Here is a 20,982-nt window from a genome sequence, read left to right as displayed (position 1 = left end):
GATGTTTCATGATTTTTTGCTGTTAAAACAGAAGTGCTTTTTAATTAAATGTTAATAATATGTCTTAAACAATACTTTTGAGATGACGTGTTAGTCTTCATTTAAATGAATTAAAGCGAAAACCGCATAGTTTACCATATCTTGATAATTGGCATCTACCCCTTCACTCACCAAGGTAGTACCTTTATTATTCTCGATGGTTTTAACCCGTAAAATTTTTTGCAAAATTAAATCGGTGAGGCTGCTTACGCGCATATCTCGCCAAGCTTCGCCGTAATCGTGGTTTTTATCTTCCATAAGTTGTTTTGCAATGGCAGCTTGTTGTGTGTATAATTCTATAGCCTCTTCTGTAGTTAAATCTGGTTGGTCTACCACACCCCTTTCTAATTGAATTAGCGCCATAATACCATAATTTACAATGGCCATAAATTCGCTTACTTCGCCTTCGTCTACCTTTCTTAGCTCATTTTGCTGCAGACTTCTAATGCGTTGGGCTTTAATGAAAATTTGATCGGTTAATGATGGTAAACGCAATATACGCCATGCACTTCCGTAATCGGCCATTTTTTTTACAAATAAACTTTTACACCTATCTATTACAGCGTCGTATTGTTTTGAGGTATCTTGCATCTATAAAAATCAATTTTGTGTAAATTTCGATTAAATTGTTCAAAGTTCAAAATTCAAGCTTCAAACTTTTAAAATGAATTAAAAAAGCTGCAGTTTTAGTTATAACTTTGAATTTTATAACCTAAACGCTGTCTTACAACAATGACTATAAATTGCAAAGGAAAACTTATTGATTTATCATCGCCAAAAGTAATGGGTATATTAAATGTTACCCCCGATTCGTTTTACGATGGTGGCCAGTACAAAAACGAAAAAGACATTTTAAATCAGACTGAAAAAATGCTTGATGAGGGTGCTACTTTTATAGATATTGGTGCCTATAGCTCGCGACCAAACGCCAATTTTGTGAGCGAAATCGACGAATTAAAAAGAATTATACCTATTGTTAATCTGATTTTAAATGAATTTCCAGAAACACTGCTCTCCATTGATACGTTTAGAAGTACCGTGGCGAAATCTTGTGTAGACGCCGGTGCTTGCATGATTAATGATATTTCGGCAGGGAAATTAGACGACAACATGCTACCCACCATTGCCCAATTAAACGTACCGTATATTATGATGCATATGCGTGGCACGCCACAAACTATGCAACAGCAAACCCAATACGATAATATTATTAGAGATATTTTGTTTTATTTTTCTGAGCGTATGGCCGCTGCAAAACAATTGGGCATTATCGATATGATTGTAGATCCTGGCTTTGGTTTTGCCAAAAACAGGGAACAAAATTTCGAAATATTAAATGAACTAGAGCTTTTTAAAATGCTAGACAAGCCCTTGCTTGTTGGGATTTCTAGAAAATCGATGATTTATAAAACTTTAGGAATCACAGCGAACGAAGCATTAAATGGTACCAGCGTTTTAAACACCATTGCGTTACAAAAAGGGGCTTCTATTTTACGCGTACACGACGTTAAAGAGGCGCTTGAGAGTATTACATTAGTAGAACAGTTAAGCCAATAAAAAATGAAACAGTATATCGTTTTACTTATAAGTCTTTTATTTTTTTCCTGCGGAAGCGATAAAATCATTCAGTTACCCGAAATAAGTCAATCTGAAATCACCGAGATTTTTGATGTTTCGCCCGCTTATTTATTTTATGATGTGACCCAAAAAGACAGCGTCGATCTCAACCGAAAAAATTTAATTGTTACCACAAATTGGTTGGTAAACGTGGATAAACGCTTAAGTTTAAAACAGGCTATTCCTCATATTAAATTCATTCAAGAAAAAAAACGCTCCTCTAGCCATAAAAATGAAGCGGCTAAAAATTATTTCACCTGCCACGATACCAGCATAAAAAACTTAGGTTTTGTTGAGTTTACAAATGTGGTTTATCATGAGAGATCGTTACCCGATTTTTTTACTAAAAATGCTAAGTTAGCCTCCCAAAAATCAATTATAGAAGTTCATTTTGATACCAATAAAAACATAGCGATACAGCAACAGGATTTATTATTGAAAACCACCGATAAAGCAAATTTTATCACAGATTTAAATGAGGTTACCATTGAAAATGCAACCGTATATTTAAGCTTTAATAGCGCGCTAAGTTTTCAAGACTATATCTATTATAAGCATCAACTTTTTAAAAGTAAGCAAAAATTAAAAGTTTCAGAAAATGAGTTTATATATTAAGTTTCCTTTTTACTAAATTTACAAAAAACCAACGCCTTTGGATATTTTTAGCGAGCTTTTAAATTTTACAATAGTCGATTTTATCGATGTCATTCTAGTGGCCACACTACTCTACTATGTTTACAAACTTGTAAAAGGTACTGTGGCCATAAATATATTTATAGGTATTATTATTATTTATTTAGTTTGGAGGTTAACAGACTTCTTAAATATGGAACTGCTAAGTAGTATTTTTGGTGGTTTTATGAAGGTGGGAATTATTGCTTTAATAGTCGTGTTTCAGCCAGAAATTAGAAAATTCTTACTAATGGTTGGCTCTACAAATTTTAGTAGGCGTCGGAAATTTTTAGAGCAATTTAGCTTTGTACGAAACGAAACGGGAAGCCAAACCAATGTGGATGTTATTTTATCGGCTTGCCTTAAAATGGCCTCTACTAAAACTGGCGCCCTAATAGTGTTTGAACGCAATAACAATCTGGATTTTTTAGCCGTAACAGGCGATGAGATGAATATTAAAGTCACCCAACCAATAATTGAAAGCATTTTCTTTAAAAACAGTCCGTTGCACGATGGCGCTATTATAATAAGTAATAATATTGTAAAAGCAACGCGAGTTATCTTGCCAGTTAATAATGAAAAAAACATACCCAAACGCTTTGGCTTAAGGCATCGTGCTGCTATTGGTGTCACCGAAAAAACGGATGCTTTGGCGCTTGCTCTAAGCGAAGAAACTGGACAAATCTCTTATTTTAAAGATGGTGAATTTGTTGCTTACAATAACATAGACCATCTTAGCGCAATTATTAAAAAGGATTTAGCTTAATACTACTTTAGATAATGCTATTTCATGTTCACAGCATTTATCAACCAGATATAATAAGTTTGCGGTTTAAATAATTTAAAGTGAAGCCAGTAAATCTGTCAAGCATTAAAGAACTAATTTTGAAATCTTAATTCTAATTTATATCCGGCCAGAGCGTCACTAAACCACTTCCTCCTTTAAAAATTGGACTTCGTATAGGTTTCTATAATACCCCTTTTCTTTTTGAAGTAACTCAGTATGCGTACCTTGCTCTACAATCTTACCAGCATCCATAACAATAATTTTATCGGCTTTCTTTATGGTGGCTAAACGGTGGGCAATTACAATTGAGGTACGCCCTTTAGTAATTTTATCGGTGGCGTTTTGTATGAGTTGCTCAGAATACGAATCGACCGATGAGGTCGCTTCATCTAGCACCAATATACTCGGATTAGTAACATAGGCGCGTAAAAAAGCAATGAGCTGACGTTGCCCAGAGGATAACATGGCACCACGCTCTTTAACATTGTAATGATACCCATTTGGTAAAGACATAATAAACTCGTGTATTCCAATATCTTTTGCCGCTTGTTGTACCCGCGCTTCGGTAATTTCAGGATTATTAAGGGTAATATTATTTAAAATAGTATCGGCAAATAAAAACACATCTTGCAAAACTATAGCTATTTGCGATCGTAAAGACTGCAGTGTGACTTCTTTAATATCTTTGTTATCTATTGTAATTAGACCTTCATTAATTTCGTAAAAACGATTTAATAAATTTATAATAGTCGATTTGCCCGCTCCAGTTGTCCCTACAATAGCGACCGTTTGTCCCGCCTTAACATAAAAAGAAACACCTTTTAAAACCATTTCGTCTTCAACATAACTAAACCAAACATTCTTAAAAGCGATATCACCCTTAAAAGAATTGGCAACATGCGTGCCTGTATCATCAATCTGAGAGGTTGTATCTATCACATCGAACACACGCTTGGCTGCAACCATACCCATTTGTAAAGTGTTAAACTTGTCGGCCATCTGCTTTAAGGGTCTAAACAGAATAGGAATGTACATAATAAAGGCAATTAAAGAGCCCTGAGTTACACCGCTATTTTCTAGAATCACGTTAAATCCTCCATACCAAGCGACCAAACCAATAGTTACCGAACCAGAGAAGTCTGCAATAGGAAAAAATATGGAGTTGTACCATACGGTTTTTAACCAGCCTTTTTTATGGCGCTCGTTAATAACTTTAAATTTTTCGTATTCGGTGGCTTCGCGGGTAAACAGCTGCAATATTTTCATACCCGTTAAACGTTCTTGCACAAATGAGTTTAAGTTAGACACCTCATTTCTAATTTCTTTAAAGGCAATTTTCATGTACTTATGGAACACATGCGTGGCGTACAACAGGATGGGAAGCATGATAAATACAATTAAACTCAGTTTAATATCGGTATAAAGCATGAATCCAAAGACGACAATCATGGTGAGTAAGTCTCTAAAAATCATAAATAACCCCTGACCAAATATATCGGCAATACGTTCCATATCAGAGACCGAGCGCGTAATTAAGACGCCAACCGAAGAATTGTCAAAATACTTCATTTTAAAACGCAATAAATGGTCAAATAATTTTACACGCACATCCATAACTAGATTTTGCCCAAGCCAGGCCGCATAATAAATAAATAGTAACTGGAAAAGTGTTTGAAGAATTAAAACCCCTAACATAATCAATATGTAAAACAGGAACTTATCTGGGTTCTCACCAGCAATGCTATCATCTATGGCATATTCGGTAATTTTGGGTGTGGCCGCACTTAAAACGGCTAATAGCAGCACCATAAATAACAGCCAAAAAAACACCACTTTATAAGGTTTTATATACTTAAAAAGACGTGCAAACAGCTTAAAGTCAAAAACATTTTCTCTCTTTTTTTTCATTTATAGTTTTATATCCTCTGGATATTCAATTTTAGTTAGATATAAGCCCTGTGCCGGAACAGAAAAACCAGCTTCACTCCTATTCTTAGATTTAATAATATGGTGTAAATCTCGAACCTCTAATTTACCTAAACCAATATTAACCAGTGTTCCAACAATAGCCCGAACCATATTACGCAAAAACCTATCGGCTTTAATTGTAAAATGCAACTCGTTGTTTTTAAGAACCCAAGCCGCCATCATGATAGTACAATTATACGTTTTTACATCGGTATTACTTTTCGAAAAGCATTGAAAATCTTTATAATCTAATAAGATTTTTGAAGCTTCATTCATTTTTTCAACATCTAAATTTTGCTTCACAAAAAAAGTGTTGTTGAAAGTAAACACATTTTTATGCAATGCTATGCGGTATAAATACGTTCTGTTTAAAGCATTAAAACGCGCGTGCACATGGTCTTTTACCTTAAATACATCATGCACAGCGATATCTTTTGGCAAAAACGAATTGAGCTTAAAAGGCAAATTATCGACATCCAATTCCTGTTTAAAATTAAAATGAACAAACATTTGCAAGGCATGCACACCGCGATCGGTACGTCCTGCCCCTACAATAGAGATGGGCTCATTCAATATAGTAGATAAGGCCGCCTCTAAGACTTCTTGAACAGAGATGGCATTGGGTTGTTTTTGCCAACCATGATATGCAGCACCGTTATAAGAAAGCTCTAAAAAATATCGCAAATTGTATTATATCTTTATTAAAAAAAATTACCAATGATTTACAAAGATAAACAGATTTGTTACGCTAACGAAGTTCGATTCTCATTTAAAATGAAATGAGACCAAGATAACTCTAGATACCTTTACGAAATCGTGGGGCGTTTAAAATACCGAAGCTATTGCCAAATTTGGTTGGTTTAATTTAAACACGGGTTTAACTGGGCGTTTTGTTAAAGGTATAAAACCTGTTTAAAATTCGTTGTAAAATAAAAACAAATATGAATACCTTCGCCATTCGAGACAACCGATTAAATTCATGAAAAAAATACTTTTACTTTCCGATACGCATAGCTATGTTGATAACGACATATTAAAATATGTAAAACAAGCCGACGAGGTTTGGCATGCTGGAGATATTGGCGATTTAAAAGTAACCGATGCCATTAAAAGCTTAAAACCTTTACGTGCTGTTTACGGGAATATTGACGACGAGAAAGCGCGTTTAGAATTTCCAGAACACCAGCGTTTTAGATGTGAAGATGTTGATGTTTGGATCACTCATATTGGTGGTTACCCCAAGGCTTATCACGTTAGAATTCGTGATGAAATACAAAGAAATCCGCCTAGACTTTTTATCTGTGGGCATTCGCACATTTTAAAAGTAATGCCAGACAAAAAGCTAAATTTGATTCACATGAATCCCGGTGCTGTTGGGAAACACGGCTTTCATAAAGTACGAACCATGTTGCGCTTTACTATTGATGGTAAAAAAATTGATAATTTAGAGGTCATAGAATTTCCGGTGAGACACCCAAGTCCCTCCAATTCGATATAGTCCCAACAATCACTCCGGTTTCAAAAACAGTTAGCCGGCCTTTAACTATGAAGCGTGTTAGGGATTTGTAACAGAAATCCCACAGCGAGGCACAAGCGCGGAATTGTGGTAGCCTGCCAACAAGCAGCCGTACGCCCAAAATAAAAAAAATTGATGATTTTGGTTTATAATGCTTAATTTTGCAACAATTATAAAAAAGTAAACCTATTATTTATGAGTCAAGTAAAAGAAAATGATACCGTAAGAGTTCATTACACAGGAAAATTAAGCAATGGTCAAGTTTTTGACAGCTCACTAGAAAGAGAGCCGCTAGAGGTTACCTTAGGTCAAGGTATGCTTATTCCTGGTTTTGAAAAAGGTATTATTGACATGGAATTAAACGAGAAAAAAACAATTAACATTCCTTGTGCAGAGGCTTATGGCGATGTTCAAGAAGACTTAATGTACGAAGTAAAAAAAGAACAGCTTCCGCAAGATATGGCTCCAGAAGTAGGCATGGGTTTAGCCTCTAAAGATGAGCAAGGCAGAGAAGTGCAATTTCGCGTTGCTGAAGTTAAAGAGGACTCTATTATTGTAGACGCCAACCACCCATTAGCTGGTCACGATTTAACTTTCGATCTAGAACTTGTTGAAATAAAATAAGCGATCTTTATCGTTAAAAACAAAAAGTCTAGATTATTATTGTCTAGGCTTTTTTTTGTTTACAAGATTCAAGTTTAAAAAGCTTTAAAAACTTATCATAGGCGCAAAACAGCGTATATCTTAATAAAAAAACCCAAAGCTTTCACTTTGGGTTTTAACGCACTCATACTACTACGATGTTAGGTTTAGCGTAATCGATCTACAGATTTTACAAGATCTTCATCCTTCTTGATGGCCTTATTGGCTAATGCCAAAAACACGATAGAAACAATAGGAAGAAACATCCCAATACCTTTCTCTGAAACCGCCGTTTCTCCAGATACGCTTAGAGATTGATATACAAAAAAGCCTAATAAAAAAAAGTTTAATATTATGTTTAGTCGTCCCAAAATAAACTGAGACTTTCTGTTTTTGTACCTTAATACAGATAAGATTGATAATAATGCTGAGGCTAAAAACACAGCAAATATATACTCGTTATCGCTAGCAAACACCTTTAATCCCGCAGCTGTTTCCCATAATTCAAATACAAATATGAGTCCGCCAGACACCGCTGCCGCTAATAAAAGATATATAGTTTGTATACGCTGTAACATATAATTATTAAAAAACTTGATAGCAAAAATAACAGTTTCTTTTGTAAAATTAGTGCTAAAAATTAAAATAAGTTGTATAATTGCACTAATGATTCACAACAACCACACTTGCAGGTTGTTATTCCTCAAAGTTAAAGAAATCATTTTCAGAATAATATCTAAAATTATACTAACTAGTAATTATACTAAACATTCTTATTCAATTAAACATAAATGTTTGAAATTTCACAATTAAAGGAGAAAAAACTCACTGATTTACAGGAGATTGCCAAAAAACTAAAGGTCCCAAAATACCGTTCGTTAAAAAAATTAGATTTGGTTTATCAAATTCTAGATAAACAAGCCGCCGACCCTACCGTAGTAACTTCGGTAATAACGCCTGAACAAAACCCAGAGCCCGTTACAGAAAAAAGCGCCGAAGTTAGAAAACCTAGAAAACGTGTACAAAAACCAGCTAAAATCACAACAGAAATTCCGGAAGAAAAAACGGAAGAAAAAGCAATAAAAAATGAGGGCATTCCAGATGTAAAACCAGTCGAGAATACTCCTGATAAAAAAGCAGATAGAAAACCTGCACGTAAGCCAAACCCTAGACCTGCTAGCGACGCAAAACAAAAGGAAGGCAGCCAAAAAACCAATCAAAAAAGAGAAAGCGGCACTTCTCACACACATAAAAATCAGCCTAAAAGTCAAAAAAACGGCAATATTGACAAAGGCAATAAGGATAGTAGAAATCGCTACCGCGAACCAGATTATGAATTTGATGCCATTATTGAAAGTGAAGGTGTTTTAGACATTATGCAAGACGGCTACGGTTTTTTACGATCTTCTGACTATAATTACTTATCTTCTCCAGACGATATTTATGTTTCTCAATCTCAAATTCGTTTATTTGGTTTAAAAGTAGGTGATACGGTTTTGGGTCAAATTCGACCTCCAAAAGAAGGTGAAAAGTATTTCCCGCTAATAAAGGTTAGCAAGATTAATGGCCAAGACCCAAATGTGGTAAGAGACCGCGTGTCTTTCGAGCATTTAACGCCTTTATTTCCGCAAGAGAAATTCAACATAGCCGAACGCCAAAGCACCATTTCAACACGAATCATGGATTTGTTTGCTCCTATTGGTAAAGGACAACGCGGTATGATTGTATCGCAACCAAAAACGGGTAAAACGATGCTACTTAAGGATGTTGCGAATGCCATTGCGGCAAACCATCCTGAAGTTTATCAAATGATTTTATTAATTGATGAGCGTCCAGAAGAGGTTACCGATATGCAACGTAATGTAAGTGGTGAAGTAATCGCTTCGACATTCGACAAAGAAGCTCACGAGCATGTTAAAATTGCTAATATTGTACTAGAAAAAGCAAAACGCTTGGTAGAATGTGGTCATGATGTTGTTATCCTCCTTGATTCTATAACACGATTGGCTAGAGCTTATAACTCGGTACAACCAGCATCTGGAAAAATATTAAGTGGTGGTGTTGACGCCAACGCATTACACAAACCAAAACGTTTTTTTGGTGCTGCGAGAAACATTGAAAATGGCGGATCTTTAACTATTATTGCTACAGCGCTTACAGAGACTGGCTCTAAAATGGATGAAGTTATTTTTGAAGAATTTAAAGGTACTGGAAATATGGAACTGCAGTTAGATAGAAAAATATCGAACCGTAGAATTTTCCCTGCCATCGATCTCACCTCTTCTAGCACCCGTCGAGACGATATCCTTTTAGATGATAATACCATACAGCGTATGTGGATTATGCGTAAATATCTGGCAGACATGAATCCTGTTGAAGCTATGGAATTTATTAGCGAACGCTTTAAACAAACTCGAAACAATGAAGAGTTTTTAGTCTCCATGAATAAATAATATCTTAAACCTGATAAAAAAAAGCCTTAGCAAAAACTGCTAAGGCTTTTTTTTTTTAGGATTCACAGAAGTGATTTAGTAAATTTAAAAACGCTCACATTTTTTTAAAAACCACTTCTGTAACACATCCTCTTGATACCTACCAAGACCAGAAATTTCATTTTCTTAAACTAGAAAACTATTTATAAGCCTTGTACTACCGGTTAATAAAACTTTAGAAATAAGTCCAATTAACTTCCTTTGTTTAGTAGTCAAGCAAAAGTGCTTTGTACTCTTTTAAGTCCGATATATTTCCTTTGTTCTTTAAATTTCTTGTAAGTGCAATTAAATATTTAAGACTTTCTACAGGAGAGGCCTCGGTAGATTCGATTTCCATATCGCCCTGATCTTCTTCAATAGGTTCATCGTTAATCATAGGTATAAGAAATGAGTTATTAGCTTCTATATGCTCGTAAGTCAACCTAAGTACTTTTACCACTAAGGGTATTTGCGCTTCTAAAGCGAAAGCTCTTAGTGCTTTAATGTCGTCTATTAACTGCTCGGTATTAATACCAGTTTCATCAAGGTTACTAAGAATTTTATCGATTAATATAATTGCTTTTTGATTTTCCAAAAGATTAGAATTAGGTGGTTATTTATCTCGTAATAATTGCAAATTTATATTTTTAAAAATCTATTCACACCATTTGAACATAAAAAAATCCAAAAAAAAAGTCTTTCATTTCTGAAAGACTCTTATATCTTATAAACTTTAAATACTATTTAAAGTGATGCTACATGTTTTGCCAAGCCCGACTTTAAGTTGGCCGCCTTATTAGCGTGTATAACGTTTTTCTTAGCTAACTTGTCTAACATTGAAACCACAGTAGGGTAAAACTTTTCTGCCTCCTGCTTATCAGTCATCTCACGTAATTTCTTAATAGAACTACGAGTTGTCTTATGCTGATATCTGTTAACCAAACGCTTAGTTTCGCTACTTCTTATTCTTTTTAATGCTGACTTATGATTTGCCATTTTCTCTCTTTATTATTAAAATATTGTAGCCCGTAGGGGAATCGAACCCCTCTTACCAGGATGAAAACCTGGCGTCCTAGCCGATAGACGAACGGGCCATTTGCTATTTAAGTGTGCAAATATAAAACTTAAAAATTAAACCTGCAAACTTTTCAAATAACTTACAATGTTTTTTTTGTGTAGTAATTTTCTTTAATTACATCACAATGTTTTTGCATTGCGGGTGCAAATATACAACTATTTTATACTTCTGCAACAATTAATTAATTTTTTTAAAAAAATTTTTAATTAATACGCTTTTGCAAATAAAACTCTGCGTTTAGACGGGTTGCCTGTAAACACACAAACACCTTCTTCCTCCTTAATTTCCAGAGGAATACACCTAATAGTCGCTTTTGTTAGTTCTTTTATTTTATTTTCGGTCTCGGCTGTACCATCCCAATGCGCCGAGATAAAACCTGTCTTGTTTTCTAAAACGCTTTTAAATTCATCGAAGGTATCGACTTCGGTGATATGACTATCCCTAAAATCTAAAGCTTTATTATATAAGGCATCCTGAATTTCACTCAATAAATTTTCAATAGTTTCGGTTAAACCACTTAAATTTACGGTTGCTTTTGTTAAGGTATCTCTTCGTGCCAATTCTACCGTGTTATTTTCTAGATCTTTTGGCCCAATCGCAATACGTAAAGGCACACCTTGCAATTCGTGTTGTGCGAATTTAGCGCCTGGTCTGTGTGTCGTTCTGTTATCAAATTTTACGGTAATTCCTTTTGCTCTTAGGTCTGCCATTATACCATTTACAACAGCTGTAATCGCTTCTAATTGTTCGTCACTCTTATAAATAGGTACAATTACAACTTGATTAGGTGCTAAACTTGGTGGCAAAACCAACCCTTGATCATCACTATGCGTCATTATTAAAGCTCCCATTAATCGTGTAGAAACTCCCCAAGAAGTCGCCCAAACATAATCTTGTTTTCCTTCCCTATTAACAAACTTAACATCGAAGGCTTTAGCAAAATTCTGACCTAAAAAATGAGACGTTCCAGCCTGCAGTGCTTTTCCATCTTGCATTAAAGCTTCTATACAAAAGGTTTCTTCTGCTCCCGCAAAACGTTCGCTTTCTGTTTTTAATCCTTGAATAACAGGAATCGCTAAAAATTTCTCTGCAAAAGTAGCGTACACATTATTCATTAATGCCGCTTCGTCTAAAGCTTCTTGTTTGGTTTCGTGCGCAGTATGCCCTTCTTGCCATAAAAACTCTGCAGTACGCAAAAACAAACGGGTTCGCATTTCCCAGCGCACCACATTGGCCCATTGATTAATTAATAACGGCAAGTCTCTATACGACTGAATCCACCCTTTATAGGTATTCCAGATAATAGCTTCACTCGTAGGTCTTACGATAAGTTCTTCCTCTAATTTAGCATCAGGGTCTACGCGTAACTTCCCAGGGTTATTTGGATCATTTTGCAATCTGTAATGCGTAACAATCGCACATTCTTTTGCAAAACCTTCAGCATTTTTTTCTTCAGCTTCAAACATACTTTTAGGTACAAACAAAGGAAAATAAGCGTTTTGATGACCTGTTTCTTTAAACATTTTATCTAATTCTGCTTGCATTTTCTCCCAAATAGCATAACCATAAGGCTTAATTACCATGCACCCCCTAACCGCAGAATTTTCAGCTAAATCGGCCTTGACAACCAATTCGTTATACCATTTTGAGTAATCCTCTGCCCTACTCGTTAATTTTTTGCTCATATTATTTTTTTGGCACAAATATTGTGTTTATATTAATAAAAAAGAATAGTTGGGCAAAACTAACTATTTTTGCTTTGTTCAACAATAAAATTCAGGAGATATGCAAATTAATAACTACTTAAAAAGAAAAATACCTCTTTTAGCGACCCTTAGTCTGCTAATAGGCTTATCGTCATGTGGTTCTTATCAATATGTTGGCGTTAGTAATGATGGTATTTATAGCACATCCGACACCCCTGTACAACCGCAAAAAGCCGTGGTTATTACAGATGATGATTCAAGAAATGATTTTTACCAAAACTACTTTAAAACCAAATCTCTTGAGCTCGAACAAATGACAGATGATGCCATATTCACAGACATTGACTCGTATGCGGGACAAGATTATGATGAAGATAACGGCGTGGATTACAACTATCAAGGTTATGCCGGTTGGGGACAAAATAATAGTGACGTTGTTATTAATATCCACTCTGGTATTGGCTATATTAATTGGTGGAACCGACCATATTACAATCATTGGGGCTTTTATGGATGGGATAGTTACAGCCCGTACTGGCGCCATTCTATTTACGGCGGTGGATTTTACGCTGGGTTTTATGGCGTTTGGGGATATCATAATCCTTACAGATACGGTTATGGATATTATGGATACCCATATAGATACCCATATAGATATTACAGAAACAGTTATTACAATCGTGGCTTATCGTACAGCGCTAGTAGACGCGGTAGTGCAATAAACCGTTCAAGCCGATTAAACAGTTCGACAAATTCAAGATCGTACAATACAAGAAGAGGCACAACAACACGAAGTAGCTCGACTATTAGAAGAGGTACAACCACTACTCGTGGTAATACAGGTGTTATTAGACGTGGCACAACAACTGCTCCAGCCAGAAACTCTGGAACCAGATCAACAAGACCAGCTGTTCGAAATAACAGTAATAATTCAAGGTCTTCAGGCACAATAAATTCGGGAAGCACCAGAAGAAGTTCGGGCTCCCCGGCAGTAAGATCTTCATCCTCTAGAAGTAGAAGCTCTGGCACAACAACTAGATCGTCGTCTTCTAGTAGCAGAAGCTCTGGAAGCACAAGAAGCTCAAGCTCCTCAAGACGTGGTGGCCGCTAAAAAAAATCAGAAAATAAAAAAAGACTATATACTTATGGAGTCTAACAACAAGATGTCATCTGGTGTTCGTGAGGATGGCATTTGTATCTGACTTCAAAAAACATAAAATTAAACAGATGAAAAAGTTAAATTTATTATTCATAGGCCTTCTATCCATGTCTACAATTTACGCTCAAGACATTACAGATGCCCTGCGCTATTCGCAAGACAACATACAAGGAAGTGCTCGATTTAGAGCTTTAAGTGGTGCTTTTGGTGCACTTGGTGGCGATATGAGTGCCATTAGCTTAAACCCAGCGGGTTCCGCGGTTTTTACAACTAGTAATTTATCATTTACCTTAGCGAATTCAGAAATTAATAATGATACACAATACTTTAATGGCTTAACAAGCACAAACGATTCTAATTTTAGTTTCAATCAAGCTGGTGCGGCCTTTGTTTTTGCAACGAATAGTAATTCACCCTGGAAGAAATTCACTTTAGGCTTAGCTTACGAAAAAACGAATGATTTTAATGATGATTGGAATGCTGTTGGCTTAAACACGAATGATGATGGCAATTTTAGTAATTCCATAGCCAGTTATTTTTACGATTACGCAGATGGTGTAAGATTAGGAGATATTAGTCTTTTAGCAAATGAAACCATAAGTGAAGCGTATAGAGATATTGGAAACGTTTTCGGTTTTGCCCATCAACAAGCATTTTTAGGTTACCAAGCCTATATTCTTGAGGCCCAAGATGAGAATGATGACAACAATACCCTTTACGATGCCAATGTTGCGACTGGGAATTTCTCTCATGACTATCTCACCACTCCAACAGGATATAACGGGAAGGTTTCCTTTAATATGGCCGCTCAATATGAGGACAACCTATACATCGGTTTAAACTTAAATTCTCATTTTATTGATTACCAACGCACAACCTCTTTGATTGAAGACAATACCAACGGCGGCTTAATAACTGCTATCGACTTTGATAATACATTATCTACAATAGGAAGCGGCTTCTCTTTCCAACTTGGTGGTATCTTGAAGGTTACACAAGAGTTTAGGATTGGTTTAACATACGACTCTCCAACTTGGTACACCCTCGAAGAAGAAACCACACAATACGTAAGCACAATAAGAAATGAAGCTGGCACCAACATAACTCAAAACGTAAACCCCCAAATAATCAACATCTACCCCGAATACAAACTACAAACACCAGGGAAAATCACAGGAAGTTTAGCTTATGTTTTTGGTACACAGGGTTTAATAAGCTTCGATTATTCTCGTAAAAATTACGGCAACACGAAATTTAAACCTAAAAACGATTATACTAACGTAAATAACAACATTAGCAACTTATTAACCGACGCGGCGACATATAGGCTAGGAGGCGAATATAAACACAAGCAATTTAGTTTTAGAGCCGGTTATCGCTTTGAAGAGAGCCCATACAAAAACGGCAACACCGTAGGTGATTTAAACGGGTATTCTCTTGGTATTGGATATAATTTTGGGAACGTAAACCTAGATATCACTTTCGATGAGTCCCAAAGAACCGATCAAACACAACTTTATAATGTCGGCTTAACCGATAGCGCTGAAATCGATAGGAAAAACTCTAATGTAACCCTATCATTAAACTTTAATATTTAATATTTCTTATAAGGATAATATTTTAAAAGCTTGAGCATATCATGTTCAAGCTTTTCTAATAACATAACGGTTTAGGTTTAAAGTAATATTAGAAACAAACTAATGCTCTTTACTTAATTGTTTATTAATACAAAATATAACAAGCCTGTTTTCCTTATCTTTGCAAACTATAAATAAGATTTTTTTAACTGATGAAAATTGAAAATAAAATTGAAACACTTGAAGCTTTAGGATACGACCATATTGGAACTTCATCAAACACCCCCATGAGAACCGATGCTTTTAAACTTTCTGAAAAAGAAAAAATAAGTATCATAAAAGAAGATGTACGCCATATTATGGAAACTCTCGGTTTAGATTTAACCGACGATAGTTTGAGTGGCACCCCAAATCGTGTTGCAAAAATGTTTGTTAACGAAATTTTTGGAGGCTTAGATCCCAAGAAAAAACCAAGCTCATCTACCTTCGATAACAAATATAAATACGGCGAAATGCTCGTAGAAAAAAATATCACCGTGTACTCGACTTGCGAGCATCATTTTTTACCTATTGTAGGAAAAGCTCATATTGCATACATATCAAACGGTACCGTTGTGGGATTATCGAAAATGAATCGCATTGTCGATTATTTTGCCAAACGACCGCAAGTGCAAGAACGCTTAACCATTCAAGTAGTAAAAGAATTGCAAGCCGTTTTAAACACTAAAGATGTGGCTTGTGTAATTGATGCAAAACATTTATGTGTAAACTCTCGAGGTATTAGAGATATTGAAAGCAGCACGGTAACTTCAGAATTTGGAGGTAAATTTAAAGAAGAAGCCACCCGCAGAGAGTTTTTAGATTATATAAAGTTAGATACGAAGTTTTAAATGTATTGTCAATAGAATTTCATCTTACCATCAAAAGCCATATCAACTCATGACGTTTTGAATGAAATTTTTCGATTTAAATATATGCCTTCGCAATATTCAGAAGAAATCAACAATAATATTTAGATTTGATTTTAAATCTCTAGCTAATAATATTAGAACCTCACGAAATCATTTTCTAAAACGTCGGATAAACGCATAAACAGAGAACGAACAAAAAAATACACAGTAATGCAACTTTACAAAAACCATCAAATAAAAATATACAACTCACTTACGGGTAAAAAAGAAGTTTTTAAACCTATTACCGAGGGCTATATTGGCATGTATGTTTGCGGGCCTACAGTATACAGCAATGTACATTTAGGCAATGTAAGAACGTTTATGTCTTTTGATATGGTGTTTCGCTATTTCAAACATTTGGGTTATAAAGTGCGTTATGTGCGTAATATTACCGATGCTGGTCATTTAGAAAATGATGCTGATATGGGCGAAGACAAAATCGCTAAAAAAGCACGCTTAGAGCAAATTGAACCTATGGAAGTGGTTCAGCGTTATACGGTCGATTTCCACAATATATTAAACACCTTTAATTTTTTACCGCCAAGTATCGAACCTACAGCAACGGGACACATTATCGAGCAAATTGAATTAATTAGTACGATTATTGATAACGGTTTTGCTTACGAGGTAAATGGCTCGGTTTATTTTGATGTACACAAATACAACCAAACTAACGATTACGGCATATTAAGCAAGCGAAAACTGGAAGATTTAATTCACAATACGCGTGAATTAGACGGGCAAAGTGATAAAAAAAATCCGCAAGATTTTGCCCTTTGGAAAAAAGCCGAACCACAGCATATTATGCGTTGGCCGTCCCCTTGGAGCGATGGTTTCCCGGGTTGGCACCTAGAGTGTACCGCAATGAGCACGAAGTACTTAGGCGATCAATTCGACATTCACGGTGGTGGTATGGATTTAAAATTTCCGCATCACGAATGCGAAATTGCCCAAAATCAAGCTGCAAAAGGTCAGGCTCCAGTTAATTATTGGATGCATGCCAATATGCTAGAATTAAACGGACAGCGCATGTCTAAATCTACTGGAAATACCATAAACCCAGATGAGTTACTCTCTGGTAACAATACCATTTTCAGCAAAGCTTATGCACCAAGTGTGATTCGTTTTTTTATAGCACAATCGTCTTACCGAAGTGTTTTAGACCTTACCGATGCTGGATTATTAGCAAGTGAAAAAGGATTCTACAGATTGATGGATGCCGTAAATTTATTAGAAGAATTAAAAGCTTCTGAAACCTCATCTATTGACATCAACACCTGGAAACAGTCGTGTTACGATGCCATGAATGACGATTTTAACACACCGATTTTAATTGCTAATTTATTTGAAGCTGCTAAATATATTAATCAAGTAAAAGAAGGTTCTGAAACTTTAAATGCTGAAGACTTATCTGTTTTAAAAGATACTGTTAATGCATTCGTTTTTGATGTTTTAGGACTAGAAAATATAACTAAAACAGAATCTGGAACCGATAAGCTGTCTGGTGCTGTCGATGTGTTGATTAAATTAAGACAAGAAGCTAGGGCGAATAAAGATTTTGCCTTATCTGATAAAATTAGAGACGAATTGGCTGCTGTTGGTATTCAACTTAAAGATGGTAAAGACGGTACAACCTTCTCTGTAAATTAGTTTTGAGAGCGTACAAACAGCTATCTTATAAATAATAAAAACCTCTCAGGTTTTAAAAACCTGTGAGGCCTAAGAAAGGTATAAAATAATAAGTTGCAGCTGTTCAAATTACAAGCATTTATCAGCTACTAAACCTTTTGTAATACCAACAAAGAGAACAATTCACTTTATAATTGTACTTTAATTAAAACCATTCCTGAGTTCGCGGGAATAGAGCATGAAAAAACTACTTACAGCACCGTTTTTGTTTTTAATAAAAGTGTACCAAACACTTATATCGCCATTAACGCCTGCTACCTGTAGATTTCAGCCAACCTGTTCGCAATATTCTAAAGAAGCGTTATTAAAACACGGTCTTTTTAAAGGCGGCTGGCTGGCTATTAAACGCATTTTTAGTTGCCATCCTTGGGGAAAATCTGGTTACGACCCAGTGCCTTGAATATTAACAAATCTTCTAAAGCACAAATAAGCAAGAACTATCATTTCGAAAACGCCCTCACTATTGACTTGCCATTCGTTTTTCTACTTCGGCTAGTCGAATGGCCTATAAATACAGACCTAACAGGTTTTAAAAACCTGTTAGGTCTCGGTAATGACTGAAAATTTAACCTCTAAAAAACAAGGTTAACAATAAAGGGAAGAAACCAAAAAACAGGTCTTCTTAGATTACCATTCTAACAGCTTTAAAACATCAATAAGCACGAACTGTCATTTCGAAATTAGGCACGATTGAGAAATCTCATCAAAATTATTCAAGCTTATTTAAAAACCAAAAAGTATGGGATGTCTCCTATTGTCGACATGACAAATCGTTAAAGTTTAAAAGACCGAACTATCTTTTCAAAAACGCTCTCACTATTGACTTGCTATTCGTTTTTGTGTTTCGGCTAGTCGAATGGCCTATAAATATAGACCTAACAGGTTTTAAAAACCTGTTAGGTCTCGGTAATGACTGAAAATTTAACCTCTAAAAAACAAGGTCAACGATAAAGGGAAGAAACCAAAAAACAGATCTTCTTAGATTACCATTCTAACAGCCTTAAAGCATCAATAAGCACGAACCGTCATTTCGAAATGAGGTACGATTGAGAAATCTCATCAAAATTATTCAAGGTTATTTAAAAACCATAAAGTATGGGATGTATCCTATTGTCGACCTAACAAATCGTTAAAGTTTAAAAGACCGAACTATCATTTCGAAAACCCCCTCACTATTGACTTGCTATTCGTTTTTCTACTTCGAGTAGTCGAATGGCCTATAAATACAGACCTAACAGACCTAACAGGTTTTAAAAACCTGTTAGGTCTCGGTAATGACTGAAAATTTAACCTCTAAAAAACAAGGTCAACGATAAAGGGAAGAAACCAAAAAACAGATCTTCTTAGATTACCATTCTAACAGCCTTAAAGCATCAATAAGCACGAACTGTCATTTCGAAATGAGGCACGATTGAGAAATCTCATCAAAATTATTCAAGCTTATTTAAAAACCAAAAAGTATGGGATGTCTCCTATTGTCGACATGATAAAACACAACACTTTCAAAAGAATTTTGATTGGCTAAAAAAAGTGGCAATCTTCCAGTTTTTTATTTTAATCTGGAAAGACTGCCACCCTAATTTGGTTTAATAATTGAAATTAATTTACAGGAATTTGTTTTAAAATCTCCAACACAAACTTCCAATATTTTTGAGCAGAAGAAATCTGTGCACGCTCATCTGGAGAATGCGCGCCTTTAATGGTTGGTCCAAAACTAATCATATCCATTTCTGGGTAATGGGTACCAAGAATACCACACTCTAATCCCGCATGACAAGCCGCTACGTTTGCCTCCTCACCGTTTAGGTCTTTATACACTTTTGTCAATACTTTCAGTATTTCAGAATCCATATTGGGTTGCCAACCTGGATAATCACTAGTAAATTCCACTTCGCAACCCGTAAGCTCAAATGCCGATCGCAGTGTATTGGCCAAATCCATTTTAGAACTCTCTACCGAGCTTCGTGTTAAACAGCCAATTTTAATATGACCATCTTTTACAATAACCCGCGCTATATTATTAGAGGTTTCTACTAAATTTGGAATATCTGGACTCATTCTATAAACACCATTTGGTGCTGCATACATGGCTCTTGTAAAGCCTTCTTGAACGCCTAAATCCATAATTTTTTCTGGAACCTCTGTTTTAGAAACTATAATTTCTAAATCGGGTTCCATGGTTTTAAATTCGGTTTTTAAGGTGTTTGCCTGCTGTTGCATTTCCAACAAAAAGGCGTCTTCATGTATGGCATCGATAGCGACAATCGCTTTACTTTCTCGAGGTATGGCATTGCGTAAACTACCACCGTCAATTTCTGAAATGCGCAATCCAAAATTCTCAAAACCATCAAACAGCAAGCGGTTCATTAATTTATTGGCATTCCCTAAACCTTCGTGAATTTGCATACCTGAGTGTCCGCCCTGCAACCCTTTTACGGTAATATCGAAACCAATTTTAAACTCTGGGGTTTCTTCTTCTGTGTAAGTTCTGGTTGCTGTCACATCTATACCGCCAGCACAACCCACGCCTATTTCATCATCTTCTTCGGTATCGAGGTTTAATAAAATCTCGCCTTTTAGCAAGCCTCCTTTTAAGCCTTTTGCACCTGTCATTCCAGTTTCTTCATCTATAGTGAATAAAGCCTCAATTGGCGGGTGCGGAATATCGGTACTTTCTAAAATAGCCATGATAGTTGCCACGCCTAAACCGTTATCTGCCCCTAAGGTGGTGCCTTTTGCTTTAACCCAGTCGCCATCAACATACATTTGGATGCCTTGGGTATCGAAATCGAAATCGGTGTCGTTATTTTTTTGGTGCACCATATCTAAATGCGATTGCATCACTACGGTAACACGATTTTCCATTCCAGCAGTGGCTGGTTTTCTTATAATCACATTGCCTACTTCGTCTTCTATGGTTTCTAAACCAAGATTTTTACCAAAATCTTTTATAAACGCAATAACGCGTTCTTCTTTTTTTGATGCTCTTGGTACGGCGTTTAAGTCTGCAAATTTATTCCAAAGTTGTTGTGGTTCTAATTGTCTTATTTCTGAGCTCATTTTCGGTTTTTATTTTAATCCTTCAAAGATACAAATAGTCTTGTATAA

Annotated in this window: 19 protein-coding genes and 1 tRNA gene; 11 read left to right on the top strand and 9 right to left on the bottom strand. The window is 35.7% G+C overall.

What is annotated here, in order from left to right; genetic code table 11:
- Nucleotides 1-90 precede the first annotated feature (90 nt).
- Nucleotides 91-630: a DUF1599 domain-containing protein gene (locus FEZ18_RS08985; protein ID WP_153267997.1), complete on the bottom strand. Its 540-nt coding sequence runs from the start codon at nt 628-630 to the stop codon at nt 91-93.
- 141 nt (nt 631-771) lie between these two features.
- On the opposite strand from FEZ18_RS08985, the gene folP reads away from it, so the two are divergent.
- The 3 genes from folP to FEZ18_RS08970 are packed head-to-tail and all read left to right on the top strand — an operon-like array spanning nt 772 to nt 3,094.
- Nucleotides 772-1,596: a dihydropteroate synthase gene (gene folP, locus FEZ18_RS08980; protein ID WP_153267996.1), complete on the top strand. Its 825-nt coding sequence runs from the start codon at nt 772-774 to the stop codon at nt 1,594-1,596.
- Nucleotides 1,597-1,599: 3 nt separating this feature from the next.
- The gene (locus FEZ18_RS08975) at nt 1,600-2,271 is read left to right on the top strand and encodes a hypothetical protein (protein ID WP_153267995.1); all 672 of its coding nucleotides are present in this window, start codon (nt 1,600-1,602) and stop codon (nt 2,269-2,271) included.
- A 37-nt stretch (nt 2,272-2,308) separates the two neighbouring features.
- The gene (locus FEZ18_RS08970) at nt 2,309-3,094 is read left to right on the top strand and encodes a diadenylate cyclase (protein WP_153267994.1); all 786 of its coding nucleotides are present in this window, start codon (nt 2,309-2,311) and stop codon (nt 3,092-3,094) included.
- Nucleotides 3,095-3,253: 159 nt separating this feature from the next.
- On the opposite strand, the gene FEZ18_RS08965 is transcribed toward FEZ18_RS08970, so the two are convergent.
- Nucleotides 3,254-5,023 carry an ABC transporter ATP-binding protein gene (locus FEZ18_RS08965; protein ID WP_153267993.1) on the bottom strand — a complete coding sequence of 590 codons (1,770 nt, stop codon included), beginning with the start codon at nt 5,021-5,023 and terminating at the stop codon, nt 3,254-3,256.
- Nucleotides 5,024-5,767: a tRNA pseudouridine(38-40) synthase TruA gene (gene truA, locus FEZ18_RS08960; protein WP_153267992.1), complete on the bottom strand. Its 744-nt coding sequence runs from the start codon at nt 5,765-5,767 to the stop codon at nt 5,024-5,026. It abuts the gene before it with no gap.
- A 295-nt stretch (nt 5,768-6,062) separates the two neighbouring features.
- On the opposite strand from truA, the gene FEZ18_RS08955 reads away from it, so the two are divergent.
- Both FEZ18_RS08955 and FEZ18_RS08950 read left to right on the top strand, forming a co-directional pair.
- Nucleotides 6,063-6,581, top strand: a complete 519-nt coding sequence (locus FEZ18_RS08955; RefSeq protein WP_153267991.1) for a metallophosphoesterase family protein — start codon at nt 6,063-6,065, stop codon at nt 6,579-6,581.
- A 213-nt stretch (nt 6,582-6,794) separates the two neighbouring features.
- Complete coding sequence (locus tag FEZ18_RS08950; RefSeq protein WP_153267990.1) at nt 6,795-7,223, top strand: peptidylprolyl isomerase; 429 nt, start codon at nt 6,795-6,797, stop codon at nt 7,221-7,223.
- A 185-nt stretch (nt 7,224-7,408) separates the two neighbouring features.
- Here the strand turns inward: FEZ18_RS08950 and FEZ18_RS08945 are convergent, their stop codons facing one another.
- Nucleotides 7,409-7,819 carry a DUF4293 domain-containing protein gene (locus FEZ18_RS08945; RefSeq protein WP_153267989.1) on the bottom strand — a complete coding sequence of 137 codons (411 nt, stop codon included), beginning with the start codon at nt 7,817-7,819 and terminating at the stop codon, nt 7,409-7,411.
- 213 nt (nt 7,820-8,032) lie between these two features.
- Between FEZ18_RS08945 and rho the strand changes: the two genes are divergently transcribed.
- Nucleotides 8,033-9,694: a transcription termination factor Rho gene (rho, locus tag FEZ18_RS08940; protein ID WP_153267988.1), complete on the top strand. Its 1,662-nt coding sequence runs from the start codon at nt 8,033-8,035 to the stop codon at nt 9,692-9,694.
- Between the two features lie 244 nt (nt 9,695-9,938).
- Here rho and FEZ18_RS08935 read toward each other — a convergent pair whose 3' ends face one another.
- The 4 genes from FEZ18_RS08935 to proS form a co-directional block, all read right to left on the bottom strand.
- Entirely contained in the window at nt 9,939-10,307 is a 369-nt protein-coding gene (locus FEZ18_RS08935; protein ID WP_153267987.1) for a hypothetical protein, read from the bottom strand.
- Nucleotides 10,308-10,456: 149 nt separating this feature from the next.
- Nucleotides 10,457-10,708 carry a 30S ribosomal protein S20 gene (gene rpsT, locus FEZ18_RS08930; RefSeq protein ID WP_153267986.1) on the bottom strand — a complete coding sequence of 84 codons (252 nt, stop codon included), beginning with the start codon at nt 10,706-10,708 and terminating at the stop codon, nt 10,457-10,459.
- Between the two features lie 26 nt (nt 10,709-10,734).
- Nucleotides 10,735-10,806: transfer RNA gene (locus FEZ18_RS08925), tRNA-Glu, on the bottom strand.
- Nucleotides 10,807-10,996: 190 nt separating this feature from the next.
- Nucleotides 10,997-12,475 carry a proline--tRNA ligase gene (proS, locus tag FEZ18_RS08920; RefSeq protein WP_153267985.1) on the bottom strand — a complete coding sequence of 493 codons (1,479 nt, stop codon included), beginning with the start codon at nt 12,473-12,475 and terminating at the stop codon, nt 10,997-10,999.
- Between the two features lie 100 nt (nt 12,476-12,575).
- Here proS and FEZ18_RS08915 point away from each other — a divergent pair, with 100 nt between their 5' ends.
- From FEZ18_RS08915 to yidD, 5 genes are all read left to right on the top strand, one after another.
- Nucleotides 12,576-13,607, top strand: coding sequence for a hypothetical protein (locus FEZ18_RS08915; protein ID WP_153267984.1), 1,032 nt, complete (start codon nt 12,576-12,578; stop codon nt 13,605-13,607).
- 116 nt (nt 13,608-13,723) lie between these two features.
- On the top strand, nt 13,724-15,253 hold the full coding sequence (locus tag FEZ18_RS08910; RefSeq protein ID WP_194269464.1) for an OmpP1/FadL family transporter: 1,530 nt from the start codon (nt 13,724-13,726) through the stop codon (nt 15,251-15,253).
- A 191-nt stretch (nt 15,254-15,444) separates the two neighbouring features.
- Nucleotides 15,445-16,122, top strand: a complete 678-nt coding sequence (gene folE / locus FEZ18_RS08905; RefSeq protein WP_153267983.1) for a GTP cyclohydrolase I FolE — start codon at nt 15,445-15,447, stop codon at nt 16,120-16,122.
- A gap of 231 nt (nt 16,123-16,353) precedes the next feature.
- On the top strand, nt 16,354-17,835 hold the full coding sequence (cysS, locus tag FEZ18_RS08900) for a cysteine--tRNA ligase (protein ID WP_153267982.1): 1,482 nt from the start codon (nt 16,354-16,356) through the stop codon (nt 17,833-17,835).
- 217 nt (nt 17,836-18,052) lie between these two features.
- On the top strand, nt 18,053-18,274 hold the full coding sequence (yidD, locus tag FEZ18_RS08895) for a membrane protein insertion efficiency factor YidD (protein WP_153267981.1): 222 nt from the start codon (nt 18,053-18,055) through the stop codon (nt 18,272-18,274).
- 1,199 nt (nt 18,275-19,473) lie between these two features.
- Here the strand turns inward: yidD and FEZ18_RS08890 are convergent.
- Nucleotides 19,474-20,934: an aminoacyl-histidine dipeptidase gene (locus FEZ18_RS08890; protein WP_153267980.1), complete on the bottom strand. Its 1,461-nt coding sequence runs from the start codon at nt 20,932-20,934 to the stop codon at nt 19,474-19,476.
- Nucleotides 20,935-20,982 lie beyond the last annotated feature (48 nt).

This window comes from Oceanihabitans sp. IOP_32, assembly GCF_009498295.1.
GTDB lineage: Bacteria > Bacteroidota > Bacteroidia > Flavobacteriales > Flavobacteriaceae > Wocania > Wocania indica.
This window is presented reverse-complemented; position numbering and strand designations above follow the sequence as displayed.

Bases quoted from the DNA above. Each gene is read 5' to 3' on its own strand.
- FEZ18_RS08985 (WP_153267997.1), bottom strand. From the start codon at position 630: ATGCAAGATACCTCAAAACAATACGACGCTGTAATAGATAGGTGTAAA.
- folP (WP_153267996.1), top strand. From the start codon at position 772: ATGACTATAAATTGCAAAGGAAAACTTATTGATTTATCATCGCCAAAA.
- FEZ18_RS08975 (WP_153267995.1), top strand. From the start codon at position 1,600: ATGAAACAGTATATCGTTTTACTTATAAGTCTTTTATTTTTTTCCTGC.
- FEZ18_RS08965 (WP_153267993.1), bottom strand. From the start codon at position 5,023: ATGAAAAAAAAGAGAGAAAATGTTTTTGACTTTAAGCTGTTTGCACGT.
- FEZ18_RS08955 (WP_153267991.1), top strand. From the start codon at position 6,063: ATGAAAAAAATACTTTTACTTTCCGATACGCATAGCTATGTTGATAAC.
- FEZ18_RS08950 (WP_153267990.1), top strand. From the start codon at position 6,795: ATGAGTCAAGTAAAAGAAAATGATACCGTAAGAGTTCATTACACAGGA.
- FEZ18_RS08945 (WP_153267989.1), bottom strand. From the start codon at position 7,819: ATGTTACAGCGTATACAAACTATATATCTTTTATTAGCGGCAGCGGTG.
- rho (WP_153267988.1), top strand. From the start codon at position 8,033: ATGTTTGAAATTTCACAATTAAAGGAGAAAAAACTCACTGATTTACAG.
- rpsT (WP_153267986.1), bottom strand. From the start codon at position 10,708: ATGGCAAATCATAAGTCAGCATTAAAAAGAATAAGAAGTAGCGAAACT.
- proS (WP_153267985.1), bottom strand. From the start codon at position 12,475: ATGAGCAAAAAATTAACGAGTAGGGCAGAGGATTACTCAAAATGGTAT.
- FEZ18_RS08915 (WP_153267984.1), top strand. From the start codon at position 12,576: ATGCAAATTAATAACTACTTAAAAAGAAAAATACCTCTTTTAGCGACC.
- FEZ18_RS08910 (WP_194269464.1), top strand. From the start codon at position 13,724: ATGAAAAAGTTAAATTTATTATTCATAGGCCTTCTATCCATGTCTACA.
- folE (WP_153267983.1), top strand. From the start codon at position 15,445: ATGAAAATTGAAAATAAAATTGAAACACTTGAAGCTTTAGGATACGAC.
- cysS (WP_153267982.1), top strand. From the start codon at position 16,354: ATGCAACTTTACAAAAACCATCAAATAAAAATATACAACTCACTTACG.
- yidD (WP_153267981.1), top strand. From the start codon at position 18,053: ATGAAAAAACTACTTACAGCACCGTTTTTGTTTTTAATAAAAGTGTAC.
- FEZ18_RS08890 (WP_153267980.1), bottom strand. From the start codon at position 20,934: ATGAGCTCAGAAATAAGACAATTAGAACCACAACAACTTTGGAATAAA.